Below are 16138 nucleotides of genomic sequence, written 5' to 3'. Positions count from 1 at the left end.
CGATCCGGGGGGCGGAAAATGCGTCCGCGCGGCCGTGTTGCGCATTATATGGATACGTTTCCGGAAGTCACGTCGTTCACGGCCCCCATCGGAAATCGGGCCAGTCTCGTGTGGCACGGTCGGCCCGGTGGCGGCTGATCGACGCCCGACGCGTGGTGTTGCGCATTGCGGAGCCGAAAACGATCGTGCTGCGCGAGCGCATCGCCGGCCACGGAGACGATTGCGGATCGCGGACGGTGCCGACGGCTGCATCCGAATCGGCGACCGAGGCAACGGGACGTACTTGGCGATGGATCGACACAGCCTGTCGTGACATCCCGATATGCCCATCGATTGCACCGGACCCATGCACGACTCGTTGCGTCCGCATCGATCGCGTGGCGTACGAAGATGCCGGAAAATGCGTAGTATGGCCGGGTCAACGTCGTCGGCAACGTACCTCGGCCCGTTTTGCGGCGCCCCCGGTCGGCGGCATCCCTCTTGCCTGCTAAAGAACCGGTTGTACGAAGCGGAGCGGATACATGGTTCTCCCACACGACATCCCGCACGACGGCATCACGCGCGAGGAGATTCACCATCGGCAGATCGACATGCGCGGCTATCGGCGCAGCGACGGCCTGTTCGAAGTGACGGCCTGCCTTGCGGACCGCAAGACCCGCGATTTCACGCCACCGGGCGGCACGCGGACGGTCGCTGCGCTGTCGCCGATCCACGACCTCGGCGTGACGCTGGTCTTCGACGCCGACATGGTCGTCCGCGCCGTATCCACGTTCATCCGGTCGCATCCGTATGCACAGTGCCCGGGCGGCGGCGACTCGCTGCAGGCGCTCGTCGGATTGAGCATCGGTGCCGGCTGGAACAGCGAGATCCGCAAGCGTCTGCCGTCCTGCGATACGTGCACGCATCTGAAGGAATTGCTCGGCCCGATCGCAACCACGGCCTATCAAACGATGGTCGGTGTGCGGCGGTCGTCGCTCGACGCCCGCGACCGCGAAGGCAAGCCGCTCAAGATCGACAGTTGCCATGCGTATGGCGCGTCGCGCGATCTCGTGAAACGTCTTTGGCCCGAATACCACCGGCCGGTGCCGACGGCAAAAGGAAGCTAAGGTCCCGGCATTCGGCCGGTTCGGCGTCTGCAGGATCGGTGACGCACATGGATGCGTGCGTTGTCTGCGCGGACCAGCGCCAATGCTGCCGGTCCGAAATCAGAAGACGCCCAGCGCGAGTCCGGCGGCAAGGCCCGCGCCGAGTTCGGCGCAGCGCGCACGATCATCGGCGTCGATCGTCTTCGGCGCGAGGATGCGCTCAGGCGTCTGCGCGTGAGTACAGACGATCAGGCCGGGCGCCACGTTCTTCAATCGCCATCCGGTCGCGATCCGGTCGATCTGGCGCAGCGCGTTCTGTCCGTCGCTTCCCGCGCAAATCATTGCCGCGTATGGACGGCCGTTCACGCGATCGAGCGCCGCGTAGTAGCAGCGATCGAAAAAGTCCTTCATCAGCCCGGACATCGACGCAAGATTCTCGGGCGTCGCAAACAGGTATGCGTCGGCGGCCAGCACGTCGTCTGCGCTCGTCGCGTCCGCGCGCTGCAGCCTGACGTCGACACCGGGTTGCTCCCGCGCCGCGTCGGCCGCCGCTTCGGCCATCTGTTGCGTGCCTCCGGTCATCGTGTGATAGACGATCAACAGCGTCTTCATTCGTAGTCGCTCGCGTCGGGCTTCAGGTGGGTCGGGGTATCGCCGGTTTCCGTTGAACGGCCAGTCATCACGTGTGTGGGGGCGGTTGTGTGTTCGCTCTTGCGGATCAGCGGGTTTGCCGGCTCAGCGATGTCAAGCGTGCATCGGTCGCGTACATGACATCGACCTCGATTCGCGCATGATCTTCCTGATGTGCGGTCAATTCGGCGCGACGCGTAATGCGTCGCCGTCGTCCGGACGCGCGTAGTACGCGAGAAACATGTCGGCGGCCGATTCCGCGACTTTCTGTTGCTCCGGCGCCGTGAGCGGCGGCTGGCCCATCGTCACCTGCGGCCAGAATGCAAATGCCTTCACGACACCATGCAACTGATGCGCGGCAAACACCGGATCGGTGATCGAAAGGCGCCCGGCCACCGCTGCCGCACGCACCCAGACTGTCAGGTCTTCCTCGCGCTCGCCGAGACGTTCGACCATGTCGCGCGCACGCTCCGGCGAATGAATGGCCGCGCCGATCGCGACGCGCGCAAGTGCGAGAAACGCATCGTCGTTCAGCAAGCGCAATTTGCGGTCCAGCAACGCGAGCAGTTGCTCGCGCAGCGGCACGTCGGTGCGATAAGTCGGTGAGCTGCCGGTTTGGGTCGCATCCCACAGCTTGTGCAGGATCGCGGCGAACAACGTTTCCTTGCCGGGAAAGTGGTTGTAGACCGTACGCTTCGACACGTCCGCGCGCGCAGCGATGCGATCCATGCTGGTTGCATCGTAGCCTGCAGCGAGAAATTCCTCGATCGCCGCGTCGATAATGGCCGCACGCTTTCGATCGGTCAGGCGTTGAGGGAGAGTGCTGGTATCCATACGGAAATTTTACACCGGGCAGTTTACTTACCCCGAAAATAAACTACACTGCTCAGTGTACTTTTATCCTCGGACCAACCGACATGGCATCGCCTCTTGTTTTGATTCACCGCATTCTGGGTTTTGCAGCCGCCAGGCGCGGCCGCGCGCTGTCCGGCGGTTCGCCGCAGCACAATGGCGAGCGCTTCAGCAATGTCGCGCCGCGTCCTGCCGAAGGTATCGGCAAGACGCTCGGGATCGCATGGAACATGCTGGTCAACAAGCCGCGCAATACCGTGCCGGCTGGCGCGCTGCCAGTCGATTTGCTGACCCGTGCACAGCTCGACGCGGCACCGGATCGCAGCCTGTACCGGCTTGGCCATTCGACGCTGCTGCTCAAGTTGCGTGGCGAATTCTGGCTGACCGATCCCGTGTTTGCCGAGCGTGCATCGCCGTTTCGGAGTGTTGGCCCCAAGCGCTTCCATGCGCCGCCGATAGCGCTCGAAGATCTTCCGCCGCTGCGCGGCGTGATCCTGTCGCACGATCACTACGATCACCTCGACCGCGACACGGTGCTCGCACTCGCTGCCACCACCGGCGTGTTCGTGACAACGCTGGGCGTCGGCGACCGCCTGATCGAATGGGGCATCGACGCGAAGAAGGTCCGTCAGCTCGACTGGTGGCAGAGCGTCGACGTGGCCGGCCTGACGCTGACCGCAACACCCGCGCAGCACTTCTCGGGGCGCAGTCTGTTCGACGGCAACAGCACGCTATGGGCGTCGTGGGTCATCGTCGACGACAACCTGCGCATGTTTTTCAGCGGCGACACGGGCTACTTCGACGGTTTCCGTACGATCGGCGAGCGCCTCGGGCCGTTCGACGTGACGCTGATCGAAACAGGCGCATACGATGCGCAATGGCCGTATGTGCACATGCAGCCGGAAGAAACCGTTCAGGCGCATATCGATTTGCGCGGACGCTGTCTGATCCCGATCCACAACGGTACGTTCGATCTCGCGATGCATCGCTGGCACGAGCCGTTCGAGCGAGTAACGGCGTTGTCGATCGTGCGTGGCATCGAGTTGTCCACGCCCAGGATGGGTGAGCGCCTCGATCTCGACGAGCCGCATCGCTGCGAGCGGTGGTGGCGCACGGTAGACGAGCACGCGAACGCGCCGGCGGCAACGAAATCGCGCAGGTGGCAATTTTGCGCGTCGCAAGCGACGAAATAGGTTCTCCTGTCGTTGCGTCTTCGTGCGGAAGCGCGGCGGTGCCGCGTTTCCTGCCATGGCGTTTTCGGGGCAGCTGTCCGTTGGCGGCTTGTCTTCCAGTCCGATCATCTGATTCGGGAATGATGCACCCGGCGCCGGCCGGTAGCTTCACTCAACAATACGGGGCACCGGTTGACCAACCAGAGGGCTTTGGCAAACGCCGGCAGATCTCATCTGCAAATTCAGCTGAAACCGTTGAGTGCCTAGCTACTGCCTTTTCGAATCTACGTTTCCATCGAAGGAAAGCGCCTACACACCCGATAGGCTGCATGATTGCCCACGGCCTCGGCCGCGTCGTTCTGGGCAAGAATCGGGGAGTTCGAGTGCGCTGACCTTATATCGACCAGTTCAACCGCCTTCTGCTCGACAGGTCGTGACGAGTCGATGGGTTCGCACGCAAGTTTAGATAGGCGGCTCAATCTTCCATCATTACTTCCACCAGCTCACCGATATGAGCCCGCAGAAGAATAGATGCGACCTGGCTGTTCAACCGATTTGCAAAGGCCGATGAGCCGTTGGTCGGCTCCAAGAATTCCACAATCCTTTGTAGCACCGCGCGATCGGTGAAAAGCGTTGTCACGTGACAACTCGCGTTGAATGTTAGCGCGCGGGACATCAGATCAATGACTCGACGAGCGATCGCCACACACCGGACCAACACCCACTGGACGTTGTCTACGATAACGCTCGGCGCGAGATGTATTGAAAATCACCAATTACGTATCAATCACCACACAATTCACTGCCCAACTCCTGGATGACGTCAGTTGCGCATGAAAAATTCATGCACCCCTAATTCCAAGGTAGATCGCGTGTATTTTGCGTGAAACAACATGAAGAATATGGCGCAAGCCATTGCTGGATAAGGATTTCCGGCAACGCCCCATTTTTTGAGAATGTTTCACGATTCGACTTGGTTGTCCCGGTAGGCGGCCTTTGGCATGGGGATCCGCCTTCATTCCTGTGCCATCCGTTGTCACGGCTGCTAACAGATATGGAATGCGGGATAAGGCGTTGCGCCGGTTGTAGCGCTAGAAGATACAGGGAAACCTCGCACCCCTCCCCTGCCGGACCATGCACGTACCACGTAGGCGATGGTCATGCTATTAAATAGGGTCGCATCATGGCGCACTAGTAATCACCTGCCCTTGAGGGCGACTCACCAAGCGATCAGGGCATTCAGCCACCACGAGAATGTCGGGCATCGCCGCCGTCGGTCCTGACGGTCGGGACAAATGCCGCCTCAATCATCGGCGAAGACACTTGCCTCCGACGACCGTCCTGCCGTCCTGCCGTCCTGCCGTCCTGCCGTCCTGCCGTCCTGCCGTCCTGCCGTCCTGCCGTCCTGCCGTCCTGCCGTCCTGCCGTCCTGCCGTCCTGCCGTCCTGCCGTCCTGCCGTCCTGCCGTTTTCTATGATGCCCGGGCTGCCTTTGTTGTCACGTGACAACTTCTCGGACAGAACACATACCAACTGAACGCAGCGACAGAAACTACCTAAAAATTCGATCCGCTTTGATCCGCTTAATGCATCTAAATTTGATCGATCGTTACTGTTATCGAGAAATTAGCAACGCCGCTGCGTTACCGCCTAGTTGCTTGTCACGTGACAACTCCCCCAGGCAAGCAATCGAACCAGCCACTGGCTTACGCTTACTATCGAGCGTTGATTGACATAACCGAAATCCACATCCCGATCGAATCAAGCTCTTCTGTCGACATGCAACATCGGCCGCGACCAATTCCTGGCGACTTGTCACGTGACAACTACGCCCCTCGACGACATCCGTGAACCGGCCGATCAAATTCACGAGGGATTCTGTTAGCACCGAAGGCATTGCCATCCCACAAGTCTCTGCGGTCGAGCTTCATCGCCGACGCCAATGACAGTCGAATTTTCTTCAACCCTTTGTGCATTCTTCGTGACCGTAATCGACAATTTTATTTTTACTTGATCACCATTCACGATTGGTTCGTTAACCGTTTGACCTACTTGTCACGTGACAACAACAACGATCTCCAAGACATGCATCAAGCCGAACACTTTTCTGGACATTTCGATAACAACTGAATATATTACGCAAAACTCCTTGGAGGAATTTAATGGCTTTCAAGATCGCCGTCAGTAATCAAAAAGGTGGTACTGGAAAGACAACCATCTCCGTCAACATCGCGGCTGCGTTCGAGGCCGGTGGCAACAAGGTCGCGTTGATCGATGCCGACCCTCAAGGCACTTCCGTTCGGTGGGTGACGAGCGGTGAGAACACTTTGCCGATGACGGTCCTTTCGCTGGCCCCCGCTGGTCGCGGCATCGGCGGCGAGATCAAGAAGCAGGACGCAAACTTCGACGTGATCGTCGTCGACTGTCCGGGCAACCTCGAAGATCCGCGCATCGCGTCCGTGCTCGAAGTCGCCGACTTCTGCCTCGTGCCGCTGTCACCATCGCCGGCGGACCTGTACAGCACCGTCGCGATGATTCGCATGATCGAGTCGATGCGAGCCGTTCGCAACCCGAATCTTTCTTCCGCATTAATGCTGAATAGTGTTAATGGAAAAACTAAAATGCGTGAAGAAATTTTAAAAATTCTAAGGGCTGAAGAAATAGGGGAGCATTTGCTCGACAGCCAGATCGCGCAACGCGAGGTCTATCGTCAGACGTTCGCACTCGGCACCACGATCCATCATCACAATCGGTACCTGAAGGGGCTGAAGGAAGCCCGCGCGGAAATCGAAAGGCTGGTCACGGAAATGGCCCAATACATCGCGTCGACGCGCGCTACCGGAGCCGCCCATGGCTAAGGACACATCGAAAGACAAGAAGCCGACCGGCAACCTGCATCTCGCGGCCGGCCTGTTGCGCGGGCTCGCGCAGGAAAACGCTGCACTGGAAACCCGCTTGCCCGAGCCACCGGCTGCACCGAACGTCGTCGACGCGACGCCCGCCGCCGTGACCCCGGCCGCGGCCGCACCCGCCGGCACACCGGATCTTGGCGCGCCGCAGAAGGTGCTGGTCAAGGACTGCATCCCGAACCCGTTCAACCCGCGCGTGTTCTATTCGGAGTCGAGCCTGCACGAGCTCGCACTGACGTTGAAACGGGAAGGGCAGATCGAGCCGATCAAGGTCACGCGGCTCCCGGAGTTTCCCGGCAAGCTCGTCGTGATCGACGGGCAACGCCGGCTGCGCGCGACGAGCATCAACGGCGATGAAACCATCAACGCCACGTTCCGCACGGACCACACGCCCGAGCAGCTCTATACGATCGCGTATCGGGCGAACCACGATCACGAACGCCAGACGATCTTCGACGATGCGGTCGCATGGAAGCGTCTCCTCGACGAGAAGGTCTTTCAGGACCAGAACACGCTCGCGGAGAAGATCGGCAAGGACAAGGCATCGATCAGCAAGACGCTGTCGCTCAACGCACTGCCCAACACGCTGCTGGAGCGGATGGCCAGCGCGAACGACGTGGTCGGCCTGCAGGCAGCGTACTTCCTGAAGCTGATCTTCGAGCGCCTGGGCGAACCGACGGCCGACCGGCTGCTCACGGCCGTGATCGACCGGAAGAAATCGGTCCGCGATCTCGAGAATTTCCTGCGTGCGCAGAGTGACGACAACAAGAAAGCGGGACGCACGCGCTACAGCGTTCGTCACGACTTCGCGCTCGAATCGCAAGCAATCGGCCAGTTGAAGACCTACCCGGACGGGCGTCTGGACCTGCAGCTCAAGGGCGTCGACACGTCCCACCAGGAAGCGCTCGCCGACAGGCTCAAGACCGTCATCGACGCCTACGTCGCCGAGCTGGCAGCCGCCATGCAAAAGTAACGCGCCAAAGCAAAAGGCCTCGCATCCGCGTTGCGCCGCGAAACCGGACGATGAAGTCCGGCGCACGACGCCCACCCGGTTGCGAGGCCTTGTTCAGTTGCTTGCGAGACTGCTTTTGAGCAGGAATTCCAGCAGGTCGTCCGAGGTCGGTTCGCCCCAGGTATCCAGCGCCAGCCATCGGAAAAAGCTGGTCTGCGCGAGCTTGCTCGCCTTCTTCTTCGGCGACAGCGTGAGATCCTTCGAGCCCGCCACCGTCTCGTTGTAGCGATCGATCAGCTTGGTCTGGTCGTCGATCTCCAGCTCGCGGAAATACGCGCCGGCTTCCTCGACCTTCGCCGCCAGATATTTGTCGCGAATCTGCTCCTGCTTGCTCTGCGCGGATTCCTTCGCCGGTGCGGCCGCTTCGGTTCCCTGCCCGTCGGCCAGCGTGTAGCCGTGCGTCAGCGCCTTGCGGAAATACGCGGCTACGTTGTCGACCGGCGCCGCGTTCTTCTTCGTAGTCCGATTGAGCGTATAGGCGATCGCCGCCTTGATGCGCTGCACGCCATATTGCGTGATCAGCCGGCGGGCTTCCGAACGCGGAATGCCGAACTTCGCGACCTCCTCGACCAGCGCTTCGTTCTTGACGTCGCCGTCTTCGACCGTATCGGCACTCTGCTTGCGCGTCACCTTGAACTGAACGGCCTCCACGCTGCGGCCGGACTTGTGTTCGATCAGCTCGAGCGTGTGATCCGATACTTCGTTCACCTCCTGAATGCACGGCACCAGGACCTTGCTCTTGAACAGCTTGTATTCCTTGTACGACTGCGACGCCTTGTCCTGGCCAAGAATGAGGTCGCGGAATTTCGGCAGCGGAATCTTCGCGGTGATGCCGATCCCTTCGTAGCGCACCGTGTTTTCCCACAGCGCGAGCGAGTGCGAGCGCCGGAATTCGCGGGCGATCCGCATATCGATCAGCGCGTAGATTTCCGGATTGAGCAGCTCGCTGCGAATCTGGTCGGAGAAGCTGTACTTCAGCACCGATTGCTCGAGCTCCGCGCCCGCGAGCAGGCCCGACGCTTTCCAGACCGTCGAACGGTCCGCGGCCAGGTAGTCCCAGTTGACGACGGTACTGATCAGCGAGTTGACCGTGTCCTTCACGTACTTCGTGTTGTTGCTGTTCAACCCGCTCTCGTGCGAAAGCGAGGCGATCGAGATCGAGAAGCTCGTCCGGCCTGGCTCGAACGCCTCCTGCCGAAGCGCGTTCTTGATCAGCGAGCTGAACATCTTGCGCTGCTGCAGACCGATCTTTCCCGACTTGGGCGCGATATGAATCGCCTGAACCGCCTTGCGCAGCAAGTCGGGAGGCTCGGGTGTCTGAAACAGTGAAACCTGTTTGTCTGAGCCTTTGCTTGCGGGCTTGCGCGGCATCGTGATGTCCGGATAAGGTGACCTTGTTGAGAGCGGACTTTATACCTTCTCACGCCGCAGAGCAACGCCCTCGCTCCAGCATCACTTGCAGTATCACGGCTAACCTTCAGATGCAAAAGGGAAATTCGTGATGATGCGATCTGCGCGGGGCCCCATATCCATCTACCTTTAGGCCAAAAAAACTCCCAAAAGAAGCTACCTTTCGGGTCCGGCTACAGAAACCCGGCACGAGATTTGCCCCAGGGAAGGTACCCATCCATGGGGGCAAACGAGCGGAATCGCGATCGACGACCGGATTCGTGGTGCCTTGCAACACGCGGCCGTTTTTCTCCCATAACTTGCTACCTTCATCGTCTCCCATGAAAGGCTACCTGTCGGCAGCCTTCGCCATGGACGATGGCATTACTTTCAACCTCGAAGGAAGAAATAGCACCCATAAATGGCAACCATTTGGTTATCCCATAAAAGGTTACCTGTCCGCGACATCGATCCTGTCTATGGGAGCAGCCAGCAGAGGGGTCTCGGTGAAACACGCTCGACCGGCCCGATTGACCACCCATAAATGGTTACCATCGAGAGGTACCATAAACGGCTACCCGAAAAAAATCGCTGTGCGAGCAAGCACTTACGGATCAAAAAAAGGCCCCCATAAAAGGCTACCTGCCAGCGTTCCCATAGACGACTACCCAACTCGATTTCAGGCTGATTTCCCATAACCGGGTACGCTTGCCCCATATCCACAGCCCCGATTCCCCACAACGCGGTACCCAAAACCCCAAATCCACAGACCTGAAACCCCAGACCCTTCCACCTGTCCTCCCATAAATGGGTACCGAACACCGGTCAAACCCTTGTGGAATAAGGCTGTGAGCCGTCTAAAAGTAGTTAAAGAAGTAAACGTGGTTTACCAAAGATGTAAACACACGTGTGCTGCCACAGAAAGACAAGCCCCATAAACCGCTACCCATGGGATCCGTCTGTGGTCCGTTAAGCATCCCGCTGCTTCGATTCGGGCCTGCTGGACAGAGTCTGAGGCCTTGATGCAGCAAGGCCTCAAGCCCAACAAGGCTTCCCGGAGAGGTGAGTGCCCACTCACAACACTTAAAAGTAGAAACCTATGGGAGGAAATCGGGCAGAAATCATCGGTTTCCGCATTCAGGTTCCCATCTATGGGACCGAAAAAGCCAGAGCCGCGACGACCCGCACTCCTGTGATCGACGGGCAAATCGGATCAGCGACCGAACGCACGGACATCGTCAGTTTCACCCACAGCAGTTCGAAATCATCCTGGACGGCACGCGAATGGTTTTTTGTACTCATGCGTCCCGGTCTGTGGACAAGTTTTTTGCCGGTCGTCTATCGACGCTTCTCGTCACATTTAGCCTGTGGACCGTGCACGGAGGAAATAGACGCGGTTTGCTTCCCCGCCCCGAGGTCCCGCAACTTTCTACCTTTGGATCGACCGAAGAGTAACGCTGTGCCCTAGGATGGCAACGAGAGGCCAACACAGCCTCCCGGAAGCAAGAGTCACCTCCCCGCCCCCAAGCCGCACAGGCCGCCAGCTCCTGGGCCGATCTCGTGAGAGTGACGAGCCAACGTGAAGATGCGCCCGCTGAAGAAGCTCACCGCAATCGAATTCGGACGACGATCCCGAACATTCTCACCGTCAGAAACTTCCTGATCCCGGAAAAGCTCACCGGCGACGTGCCCCACAGGTATATGCAAGCTGTGTATCCGCGGCATCCGCACGGGATACTCGACGGCCAAAGTCGTCGAATGAAAAATCTGTGGCCCGCGCGCGTTTCCTGAAGTGTTCATGAGCAGAATCGGGCCGACTGACCAGTGTTGTCGCAGCTCAACACGACGCGCAACGTGTGCCTGACGGAGTATCGCAATGCTTGTGCGGCTCACCCTCGCGCATTCGTGAGGGCGAGCTGGTCAACGTCTTCACCCTACGCCGAGCGTCTACCCATTTCGCTATACACACCAGACGACGATGAGTTTCACCGGCCAAGGTAGCCATGCACATCGCCTTCCGGTGCGGTAACACGAGACGATCGCATCGATCACCGGACGAACCGAATCGTGGTCGTTTATGGGAGAACTCGTCGCTGGAGCCGCGTCGAGCGGCAACATTGCACACAGATCGACAACTATTGCGGTGATTGCGCTTCGTGTGATGCAGATCACGGCAAGCATGAGCGTGCTGCCAACACCACCTATGAAACAGCAATCGGCATGCGAGCTAGACACGACGATACGAATGTCATCGGAATCGCAGCCTCGCATCACGTCATGTGATCGATCTTCATCACCGAAGCGTGCTGTACGTCCGACGTTTCCGCTGCCTCGACCGCGCGATCTTCACGCGCGCCGAAACGCAATGTACCGTCCCTGCCTCTTCCGCGCGACGGTAGAGCAACGTCCACGTGTTCTCCCATACGTGTATCCCCAACTCCGTTTGCACGTTGGCGCCACATTTTTCACGACGCGGTTATGATGCACAGGTCCCGATCGCGACATGACGACCGATCAGGACAGGGGCGGTATCTCGATGGTCTTTCCAACCGTGATAATCATCAGAAAAGAGAGTTCAGCGATGCGAATCCAGATCAGAAAACTCACGCTGGCTGCTACCGCAGCCGCGTTCCTGTTCGGCTCGGCAGTTCCTGCATTTGCCCAGACCGATCCCGCCAGCGCGCCTGCTGCACAGGACGCCAAGGCGGCGAAGAGCCAGGCACGCAAGGCGGCCAGGGCTCAACGCAAAGCGGAGCGCAAGGCTGCGCGCGCGAAAAACAACGCCGAGCTGAAGAAACTCGAAGACGCCGGTTACAAGCCGGCGGCAAACGACCCGAACTATCCGCAGAACCTGCAGAACGCGGAGAAGAAGGCCGCCGGCGCAAGCCAGTAAGCGCCGTTCGGTAGCAAGCCAAGGTACGATCCGCGGCTTGCCGCGAGCATCGCGGTCACGCGATGCTCGTCAAAAGCAGGATGCCCGTCATGAACGACGGCAAACCCGATCTGCACGTTCGCACCATTTGATTCGGAATCCTGCATTGAATGGCGGGCAAGACCGGTATGGTCGATACGGTCAGTGCTCCGCGTCCGATGCGGCTGCGTTCCCCGTCACCTTCAGCCAGTCCTTGAATGCACGCACCGCATCGTCGTCCGCGCGCGCGGATGCCACGTATGTGAAGTAGCGCCACGGCGGCAGCGCCGGTTCGCTGAACGGCTGCACGAGCCGGCCTTCGGCGATGTCGTCCGCGACGAGCGCGATCGGCCCCATCGCGACGCCGAGTCCGTCGAGTGCGCCTTGCAGCGTCAGGTAGAAATGCTCGAGCGTGAGCGAATGTCGCGGCACGAGATTCGGATGTCCGGCCGCCGCGAGCCATTCGGGCCACATGCCGGGATAGGTCGCCGCGTGCAGCAGCGTGAAGCCGGCGAGATCGGCGGGCGTAAGCAACGGCCGGCCTTCCAGCAGCTTCGGCGCACACACCGGCAGCCGGACTTCGGACAGGAATTCCTCCGCGACGTAACCGTCGATGGCCTGCGGGCCGCCTCGAACGATCAGGTCGACCTTGTCGCGCAGTTTCTCGATCGGCTCGTTCGACGTCGACAGCCGTACCTCGATCGTCGGATGGGCGACCTGGAACGACGACAGCTTCGGCACGAGCCAGCGCAACGAAAACGTCGCGGGTGCGCTGACGCGCAGCACGCGCTGCTGCGCGTGGCCGAAGTGCTGCGCGGTGGCGAGCGCGATCCGGTCGAACGACGCACCGACCTCGGCGAGATACGCGCGGCCGGCATCGGTCAGTTCGACCCGCCGGTTGTGGCGTTCGAATAGCGGTCGTCCGAGCCACGCCTCCAGTTGCTGCACGTGCCGGCTGATCGCGCCGTGCGTCACGCACAGCTCGTCGGCGGCAAGCGTGAAGCTGCCGAGTCGGGCGGCCGCTTCGAACGCGCGTAGCGAATTCAACGGAGGAAGACGTCGGGCCATTGCATCGTTTCACGTGAAATTTACTCACGCGATAGTTCAGGTTTAATCGTTTGATCGGGCGATCCAGCTCCGCCAATATGGCACACAAACGGCCGGCTCGGCCGAACGAGTGTCTGAATTTCTCACATGGAGTACGGAGCATGCCGAACGTGGTGGTCGTGGGTGCCCAATGGGGCGACGAGGGCAAGGGGCGCGTCGTGGACTGGCTGGCGGCTCAGGCCGACCTCGTCGCACGCTACAACGGCGGCCACAACGCGGGCCATACGCTGGTCGTCGGCGGCAAGACGTACAAGCTTGCGCTGCTGCCGAGCGGCATCGTGCGCGGCAAGCGCGGCGTGATCGGCAACGGCGTGGCGCTCGATCCGGAAGCGCTGCTCGCCGAGATCGCGCGGATGGCCGAGCTCGGGCTGTCGGTGACGCCGGACAACCTGTCGATCGCCGAGAACGCGGCGCTGGTGCTGCCGATTCACCGCGCGATCGACCAGGCACAGGAGCGCCTGCGCCGCGAACCGATCGGTACCACGCTGCGCGGGATCGGGCCGGCCTACGAGGACAAGGTCGGGCGTCGCGGGCTGCGCATCGGCGATCTCGCGGAACCCGGCCGGCTCGCCGACAAGCTCGACGTGCTCGTCGACCATCACAACGCGTGGTTCCGTGGCCTGGGACTCGACGAGTGTTCGCGCGACGCGATGCTGGCGACGCTCGTCGATCTCGCGCCGAAGATCCTGCCGTTCGTGCGCCCCGTCTGGGCCGACCTCAACGACGCGACCGATCGCGGCGAACGCATCCTGTTCGAGGGTTCGCAGGCCGTGATGCTGGACATCGACTGGGGCACGTATCCATTCGTGACGTCGTCGGGCACCGTCGCATCGGCGGCAGCGGCCGGCACGGGCCTCGGCGCGTCGAAGCTCGGCCACGTGCTGGGCGTGACCAAGGCGTATGCGACGCGTGTCGGCGGCGGCCCGTTCCTCACCGAGCTGATCGACGCAACGGGAGAAGCGCTGCGCGCACGCGGGCAGGAATTCGGCGTCAACACCGGCCGGCCGCGGCGCTGCGGATGGCTCGATGCCGCGCAGTTGCGCCAGGCGGTCAGGATCTCGGGCATCGATTCGCTGGCGCTCACCAAGCTCGACGTGCTCGACGGCTTCGAGTCGATCGAGCTGTGCGTCGGCTACGAACTCGACGGCGCGCGGGTCGACCATCTGCCTGCGAGCCTCGATGCGCAGTCGCGCGCGAAGCCGGTCTACGAACGATTCGACGGCTGGCATGGCACCGTGAAGGGCGTGCGCGAGCGTACGGCGCTGCCGCGCGCAGCGCAGGATTTCATCGCGCGCATCGAAGCGGTCGCGGGCGCGACGGTATCGATGATCACGACCGGTGCGGAGCGCGACGACACGATCGTGTTGCGTAATCCGTTCGATGCGGCGGCCGCCGCGTAACGTGCCGTCGATGGCGTAAATCGCGGATCGGCATCGTGGTTGCCGGGTAGTTTTTGCCGACCCGATGTAGTTTGCGTGCCGGCGTGTTCGATCGCGTACACGCCCGGCCCGGACGCGGCGCGAAGGGCGGCTCCGCGATACGGTTCGGCGTCCGGATCACGCCGCATACGGCGAACTGGACACGCCTGCAGCGCTGCTGTACTGTTCCGCACACTTCGCGCCAGACCGGCCCGCGCCGGAGCCGCCGGCATCACGGCCGCGCGGCGGCGCGCCGTGATCTCAATCCCGGGGACAGGCCGATGGACACGTTACAGATGATGCGCATTTTCGTCCGGGTCGCGGAGGAGGGCAGCTTCACGAGCGCGGCCCAGCGCCTGGACATCACGACGGCATACGCATCGCGTTCGGTCGCGCAGCTCGAAACGCATCTGCGCACGCGTCTGCTCAACCGCAGCACGCGCCGCATCGCGCTGACCGACGCCGGGCAGCGCTATCTCGATCGTTGCCAGCGCATCCTCGGTTATATCGACGAAGCGGAAGCCGAGGCGGCAGACGCACAGGCGAAGCCGTCCGGACGGCTGCACGTTCACGCGACGACGAGTTTCGGCCAGGCGTATGTGGTGCCCGCGGTCGTGCGCTACCGGCAGCGCTATCCGTCGGTCGCGGTCGAGCTGACGCTGTCGCAGCACGTGCCCGACATCATCGACGAAGGCTACGACGTGTCGCTGCAGTTGAGCACGACGGAGCTGCCCGATTCGGGGCTCGTGTCGCAGCGGCTCGGCGACGTACACAGCGTGCTGTGCGCGTCGCCCGCGTATCTGAAGGAGCGCGGCACGCCGCGCACGGTGCGCGAGCTCGAAGGGCATGCGTGCCTGCAGATGGTCACTTCGGTGTTCCCGCGCGATCGCTGGCATCTCGACGGCCCGGACGGTCACGAGACGTTCGACTTGCCGTTGCCCGATTTCCAGGTAAACATCGCCGATGCGCTGGGTGCCGCACTGCGCGCCGGCCTCGGGATCGGCTCGTTGCCGATGTCGTCCGCACTGCCCGCGCTCGCGAGCGGTGCGCTGGTGCGCGTGCTGCCCGAATACCGGTTGCAGAAGCTGACGGTCTACACGCTGTACGCGTCGCGTCAGTATCTCGACGCGAAGATTCGCACGTTCGTCGATTTCCTGCGCGAATGCGTGCCCGAAATGCTGTCCGCCGACGAGGCCGCGCTGAACGCGTCCTGCAAATCCTGAGTCAGCACTGCCGCTGTTCGTATGCGCGTTTTCTCCGGAAAATAAAATAATCGGTAATCCTGCATTTAAGACAGACGTCGACGATGCGATCGCGATCGACCCGGGAAACGACGCCCACGGCAACGAGCACGTCCTTATGAAATCGCTTGCTTTCGATATCGAACATCGTTGGTTCGATGCGCGGTGCCAACTTCCCGGAATCGGTTCGACCTGCTTCATCGCGTTCGCGCGGCGGTGTGCGGCTTCGCGCACCTGAAGCCCACGTGCGTGAAGCCGCACCCTCTCCAGCAAACCTGAAACGATATGGCAGATCGATAATTCACAACCCGCTGCGGGCTCCTTCACGCCGGCCTGGCGATCGCGGCGGGCGCCGTCGCGCAGACGGTACCCGGCAAACAAAAACGCCACGGATGAAAGTCCGTGGCGTTTCT

At 61.3% G+C, this 16138-nt stretch carries 13 protein-coding genes; 8 read left to right on the top strand and 5 right to left on the bottom strand.

Going from position 1 to position 16138, the window contains the following annotated elements:
* Window positions 1-521 precede the first annotated feature (521 nt).
* A complete protein-coding gene (locus ACM6JT_RS33120) occupies window positions 522-1106 on the top strand; it encodes a DUF2889 domain-containing protein (protein WP_131949414.1) in 585 nt (194 codons plus the stop codon).
* A 99-nt stretch (window positions 1107-1205) separates the two neighbouring features.
* On the opposite strand, the gene ACM6JT_RS33115 is transcribed toward ACM6JT_RS33120, so the two are convergent.
* Entirely contained in the window at window positions 1206-1697 is a 492-nt protein-coding gene (locus tag ACM6JT_RS33115; protein ID WP_175945059.1) for a flavodoxin family protein, read from the bottom strand.
* Between the two features lie 198 nt (window positions 1698-1895).
* A complete protein-coding gene (locus ACM6JT_RS33110) occupies window positions 1896-2549 on the bottom strand; it encodes a TetR/AcrR family transcriptional regulator (RefSeq protein ID WP_407973016.1) in 654 nt (217 codons plus the stop codon).
* A gap of 83 nt (window positions 2550-2632) precedes the next feature.
* On the opposite strand from ACM6JT_RS33110, the gene ACM6JT_RS33105 reads away from it, so the two are divergent.
* The gene (locus ACM6JT_RS33105) at window positions 2633-3760 is read left to right on the top strand and encodes an MBL fold metallo-hydrolase (RefSeq protein ID WP_414858027.1); all 1128 of its coding nucleotides are present in this window, start codon (window positions 2633-2635) and stop codon (window positions 3758-3760) included.
* 454 nt (window positions 3761-4214) lie between these two features.
* On the opposite strand, the gene ACM6JT_RS33100 is transcribed toward ACM6JT_RS33105, so the two are convergent.
* Window positions 4215-4379 (bottom strand): hypothetical protein, encoded by a 165-nt coding sequence (locus ACM6JT_RS33100; RefSeq protein WP_161785068.1) that lies wholly within the window; start codon window positions 4377-4379, stop codon window positions 4215-4217.
* 1521 nt (window positions 4380-5900) lie between these two features.
* Here ACM6JT_RS33100 and ACM6JT_RS33095 point away from each other — a divergent pair.
* Window positions 5901-6596, top strand: coding sequence for a ParA family protein (locus ACM6JT_RS33095; RefSeq protein ID WP_006759638.1), 696 nt, complete (start codon window positions 5901-5903; stop codon window positions 6594-6596).
* Window positions 6589-7620, top strand: a complete 1032-nt coding sequence (locus ACM6JT_RS33090; RefSeq protein ID WP_414858026.1) for a ParB/RepB/Spo0J family partition protein — start codon at window positions 6589-6591, stop codon at window positions 7618-7620. Before ACM6JT_RS33095 ends, ACM6JT_RS33090 begins: the two co-directional genes overlap by 8 nt.
* A gap of 93 nt (window positions 7621-7713) precedes the next feature.
* Here ACM6JT_RS33090 and ACM6JT_RS33085 read toward each other — a convergent pair whose 3' ends face one another.
* Window positions 7714-9030: a replication initiation protein gene (locus ACM6JT_RS33085; protein ID WP_072440344.1), complete on the bottom strand. Its 1317-nt coding sequence runs from the start codon at window positions 9028-9030 to the stop codon at window positions 7714-7716.
* Between the two features lie 1584 nt (window positions 9031-10614).
* Here ACM6JT_RS33085 and ACM6JT_RS33080 point away from each other — a divergent pair.
* Window positions 10615-10839 (top strand): hypothetical protein, encoded by a 225-nt coding sequence (locus ACM6JT_RS33080; protein WP_131949419.1) that lies wholly within the window; start codon window positions 10615-10617, stop codon window positions 10837-10839.
* Between the two features lie 790 nt (window positions 10840-11629).
* Window positions 11630-11941 carry a hypothetical protein gene (locus ACM6JT_RS33075; protein WP_034182556.1) on the top strand — a complete coding sequence of 104 codons (312 nt, stop codon included), beginning with the start codon at window positions 11630-11632 and terminating at the stop codon, window positions 11939-11941.
* Between the two features lie 180 nt (window positions 11942-12121).
* Here the strand turns inward: ACM6JT_RS33075 and gcvA are convergent, their stop codons facing one another.
* Window positions 12122-13027 (bottom strand): transcriptional regulator GcvA, encoded by a 906-nt coding sequence (gene gcvA / locus ACM6JT_RS33070; RefSeq protein WP_105393175.1) that lies wholly within the window; start codon window positions 13025-13027, stop codon window positions 12122-12124.
* A gap of 140 nt (window positions 13028-13167) precedes the next feature.
* Here gcvA and ACM6JT_RS33065 point away from each other — a divergent pair, with 140 nt between their 5' ends.
* Together ACM6JT_RS33065 and ACM6JT_RS33060 are read left to right on the top strand one after the other, a co-directional pair.
* The gene (locus tag ACM6JT_RS33065) at window positions 13168-14466 is read left to right on the top strand and encodes an adenylosuccinate synthase (protein WP_414858025.1); all 1299 of its coding nucleotides are present in this window, start codon (window positions 13168-13170) and stop codon (window positions 14464-14466) included.
* 299 nt (window positions 14467-14765) lie between these two features.
* Entirely contained in the window at window positions 14766-15707 is a 942-nt protein-coding gene (locus tag ACM6JT_RS33060) for a LysR family transcriptional regulator (RefSeq protein WP_034182559.1), read from the top strand.
* Window positions 15708-16138 lie beyond the last annotated feature (431 nt).

It is taken from the genome of Burkholderia sp. IT-111MI5 (genome assembly GCF_949752865.1).
GTDB classification, from domain to species: Bacteria; Pseudomonadota; Gammaproteobacteria; order Burkholderiales; family Burkholderiaceae; genus Burkholderia; species Burkholderia pyrrocinia_C.
Note: the sequence above shows the minus strand (reverse complement) of the source record. Positions and strands in the feature narration are given on the sequence as shown.

What these genes read in the sequence shown, in the direction of transcription:
- ACM6JT_RS33120 (WP_131949414.1), top strand. Translation starts at nt 522, where the DNA reads ATGGTTCTCCCACACGACATCCCGCACGACGGCATCACGCGCGAGGAG.
- ACM6JT_RS33115 (WP_175945059.1), bottom strand. Translation starts at nt 1,697, where the DNA reads ATGAAGACGCTGTTGATCGTCTATCACACGATGACCGGAGGCACGCAA.
- ACM6JT_RS33110 (WP_407973016.1), bottom strand. Translation starts at nt 2,549, where the DNA reads ATGGATACCAGCACTCTCCCTCAACGCCTGACCGATCGAAAGCGTGCG.
- ACM6JT_RS33105 (WP_414858027.1), top strand. Translation starts at nt 2,633, where the DNA reads ATGGCATCGCCTCTTGTTTTGATTCACCGCATTCTGGGTTTTGCAGCC.
- ACM6JT_RS33095 (WP_006759638.1), top strand. Translation starts at nt 5,901, where the DNA reads ATGGCTTTCAAGATCGCCGTCAGTAATCAAAAAGGTGGTACTGGAAAG.
- ACM6JT_RS33090 (WP_414858026.1), top strand. Translation starts at nt 6,589, where the DNA reads ATGGCTAAGGACACATCGAAAGACAAGAAGCCGACCGGCAACCTGCAT.
- ACM6JT_RS33085 (WP_072440344.1), bottom strand. Translation starts at nt 9,030, where the DNA reads ATGCCGCGCAAGCCCGCAAGCAAAGGCTCAGACAAACAGGTTTCACTG.
- ACM6JT_RS33075 (WP_034182556.1), top strand. Translation starts at nt 11,630, where the DNA reads ATGCGAATCCAGATCAGAAAACTCACGCTGGCTGCTACCGCAGCCGCG.
- gcvA (WP_105393175.1), bottom strand. Translation starts at nt 13,027, where the DNA reads ATGGCCCGACGTCTTCCTCCGTTGAATTCGCTACGCGCGTTCGAAGCG.
- ACM6JT_RS33065 (WP_414858025.1), top strand. Translation starts at nt 13,168, where the DNA reads ATGCCGAACGTGGTGGTCGTGGGTGCCCAATGGGGCGACGAGGGCAAG.
- ACM6JT_RS33060 (WP_034182559.1), top strand. Translation starts at nt 14,766, where the DNA reads ATGGACACGTTACAGATGATGCGCATTTTCGTCCGGGTCGCGGAGGAG.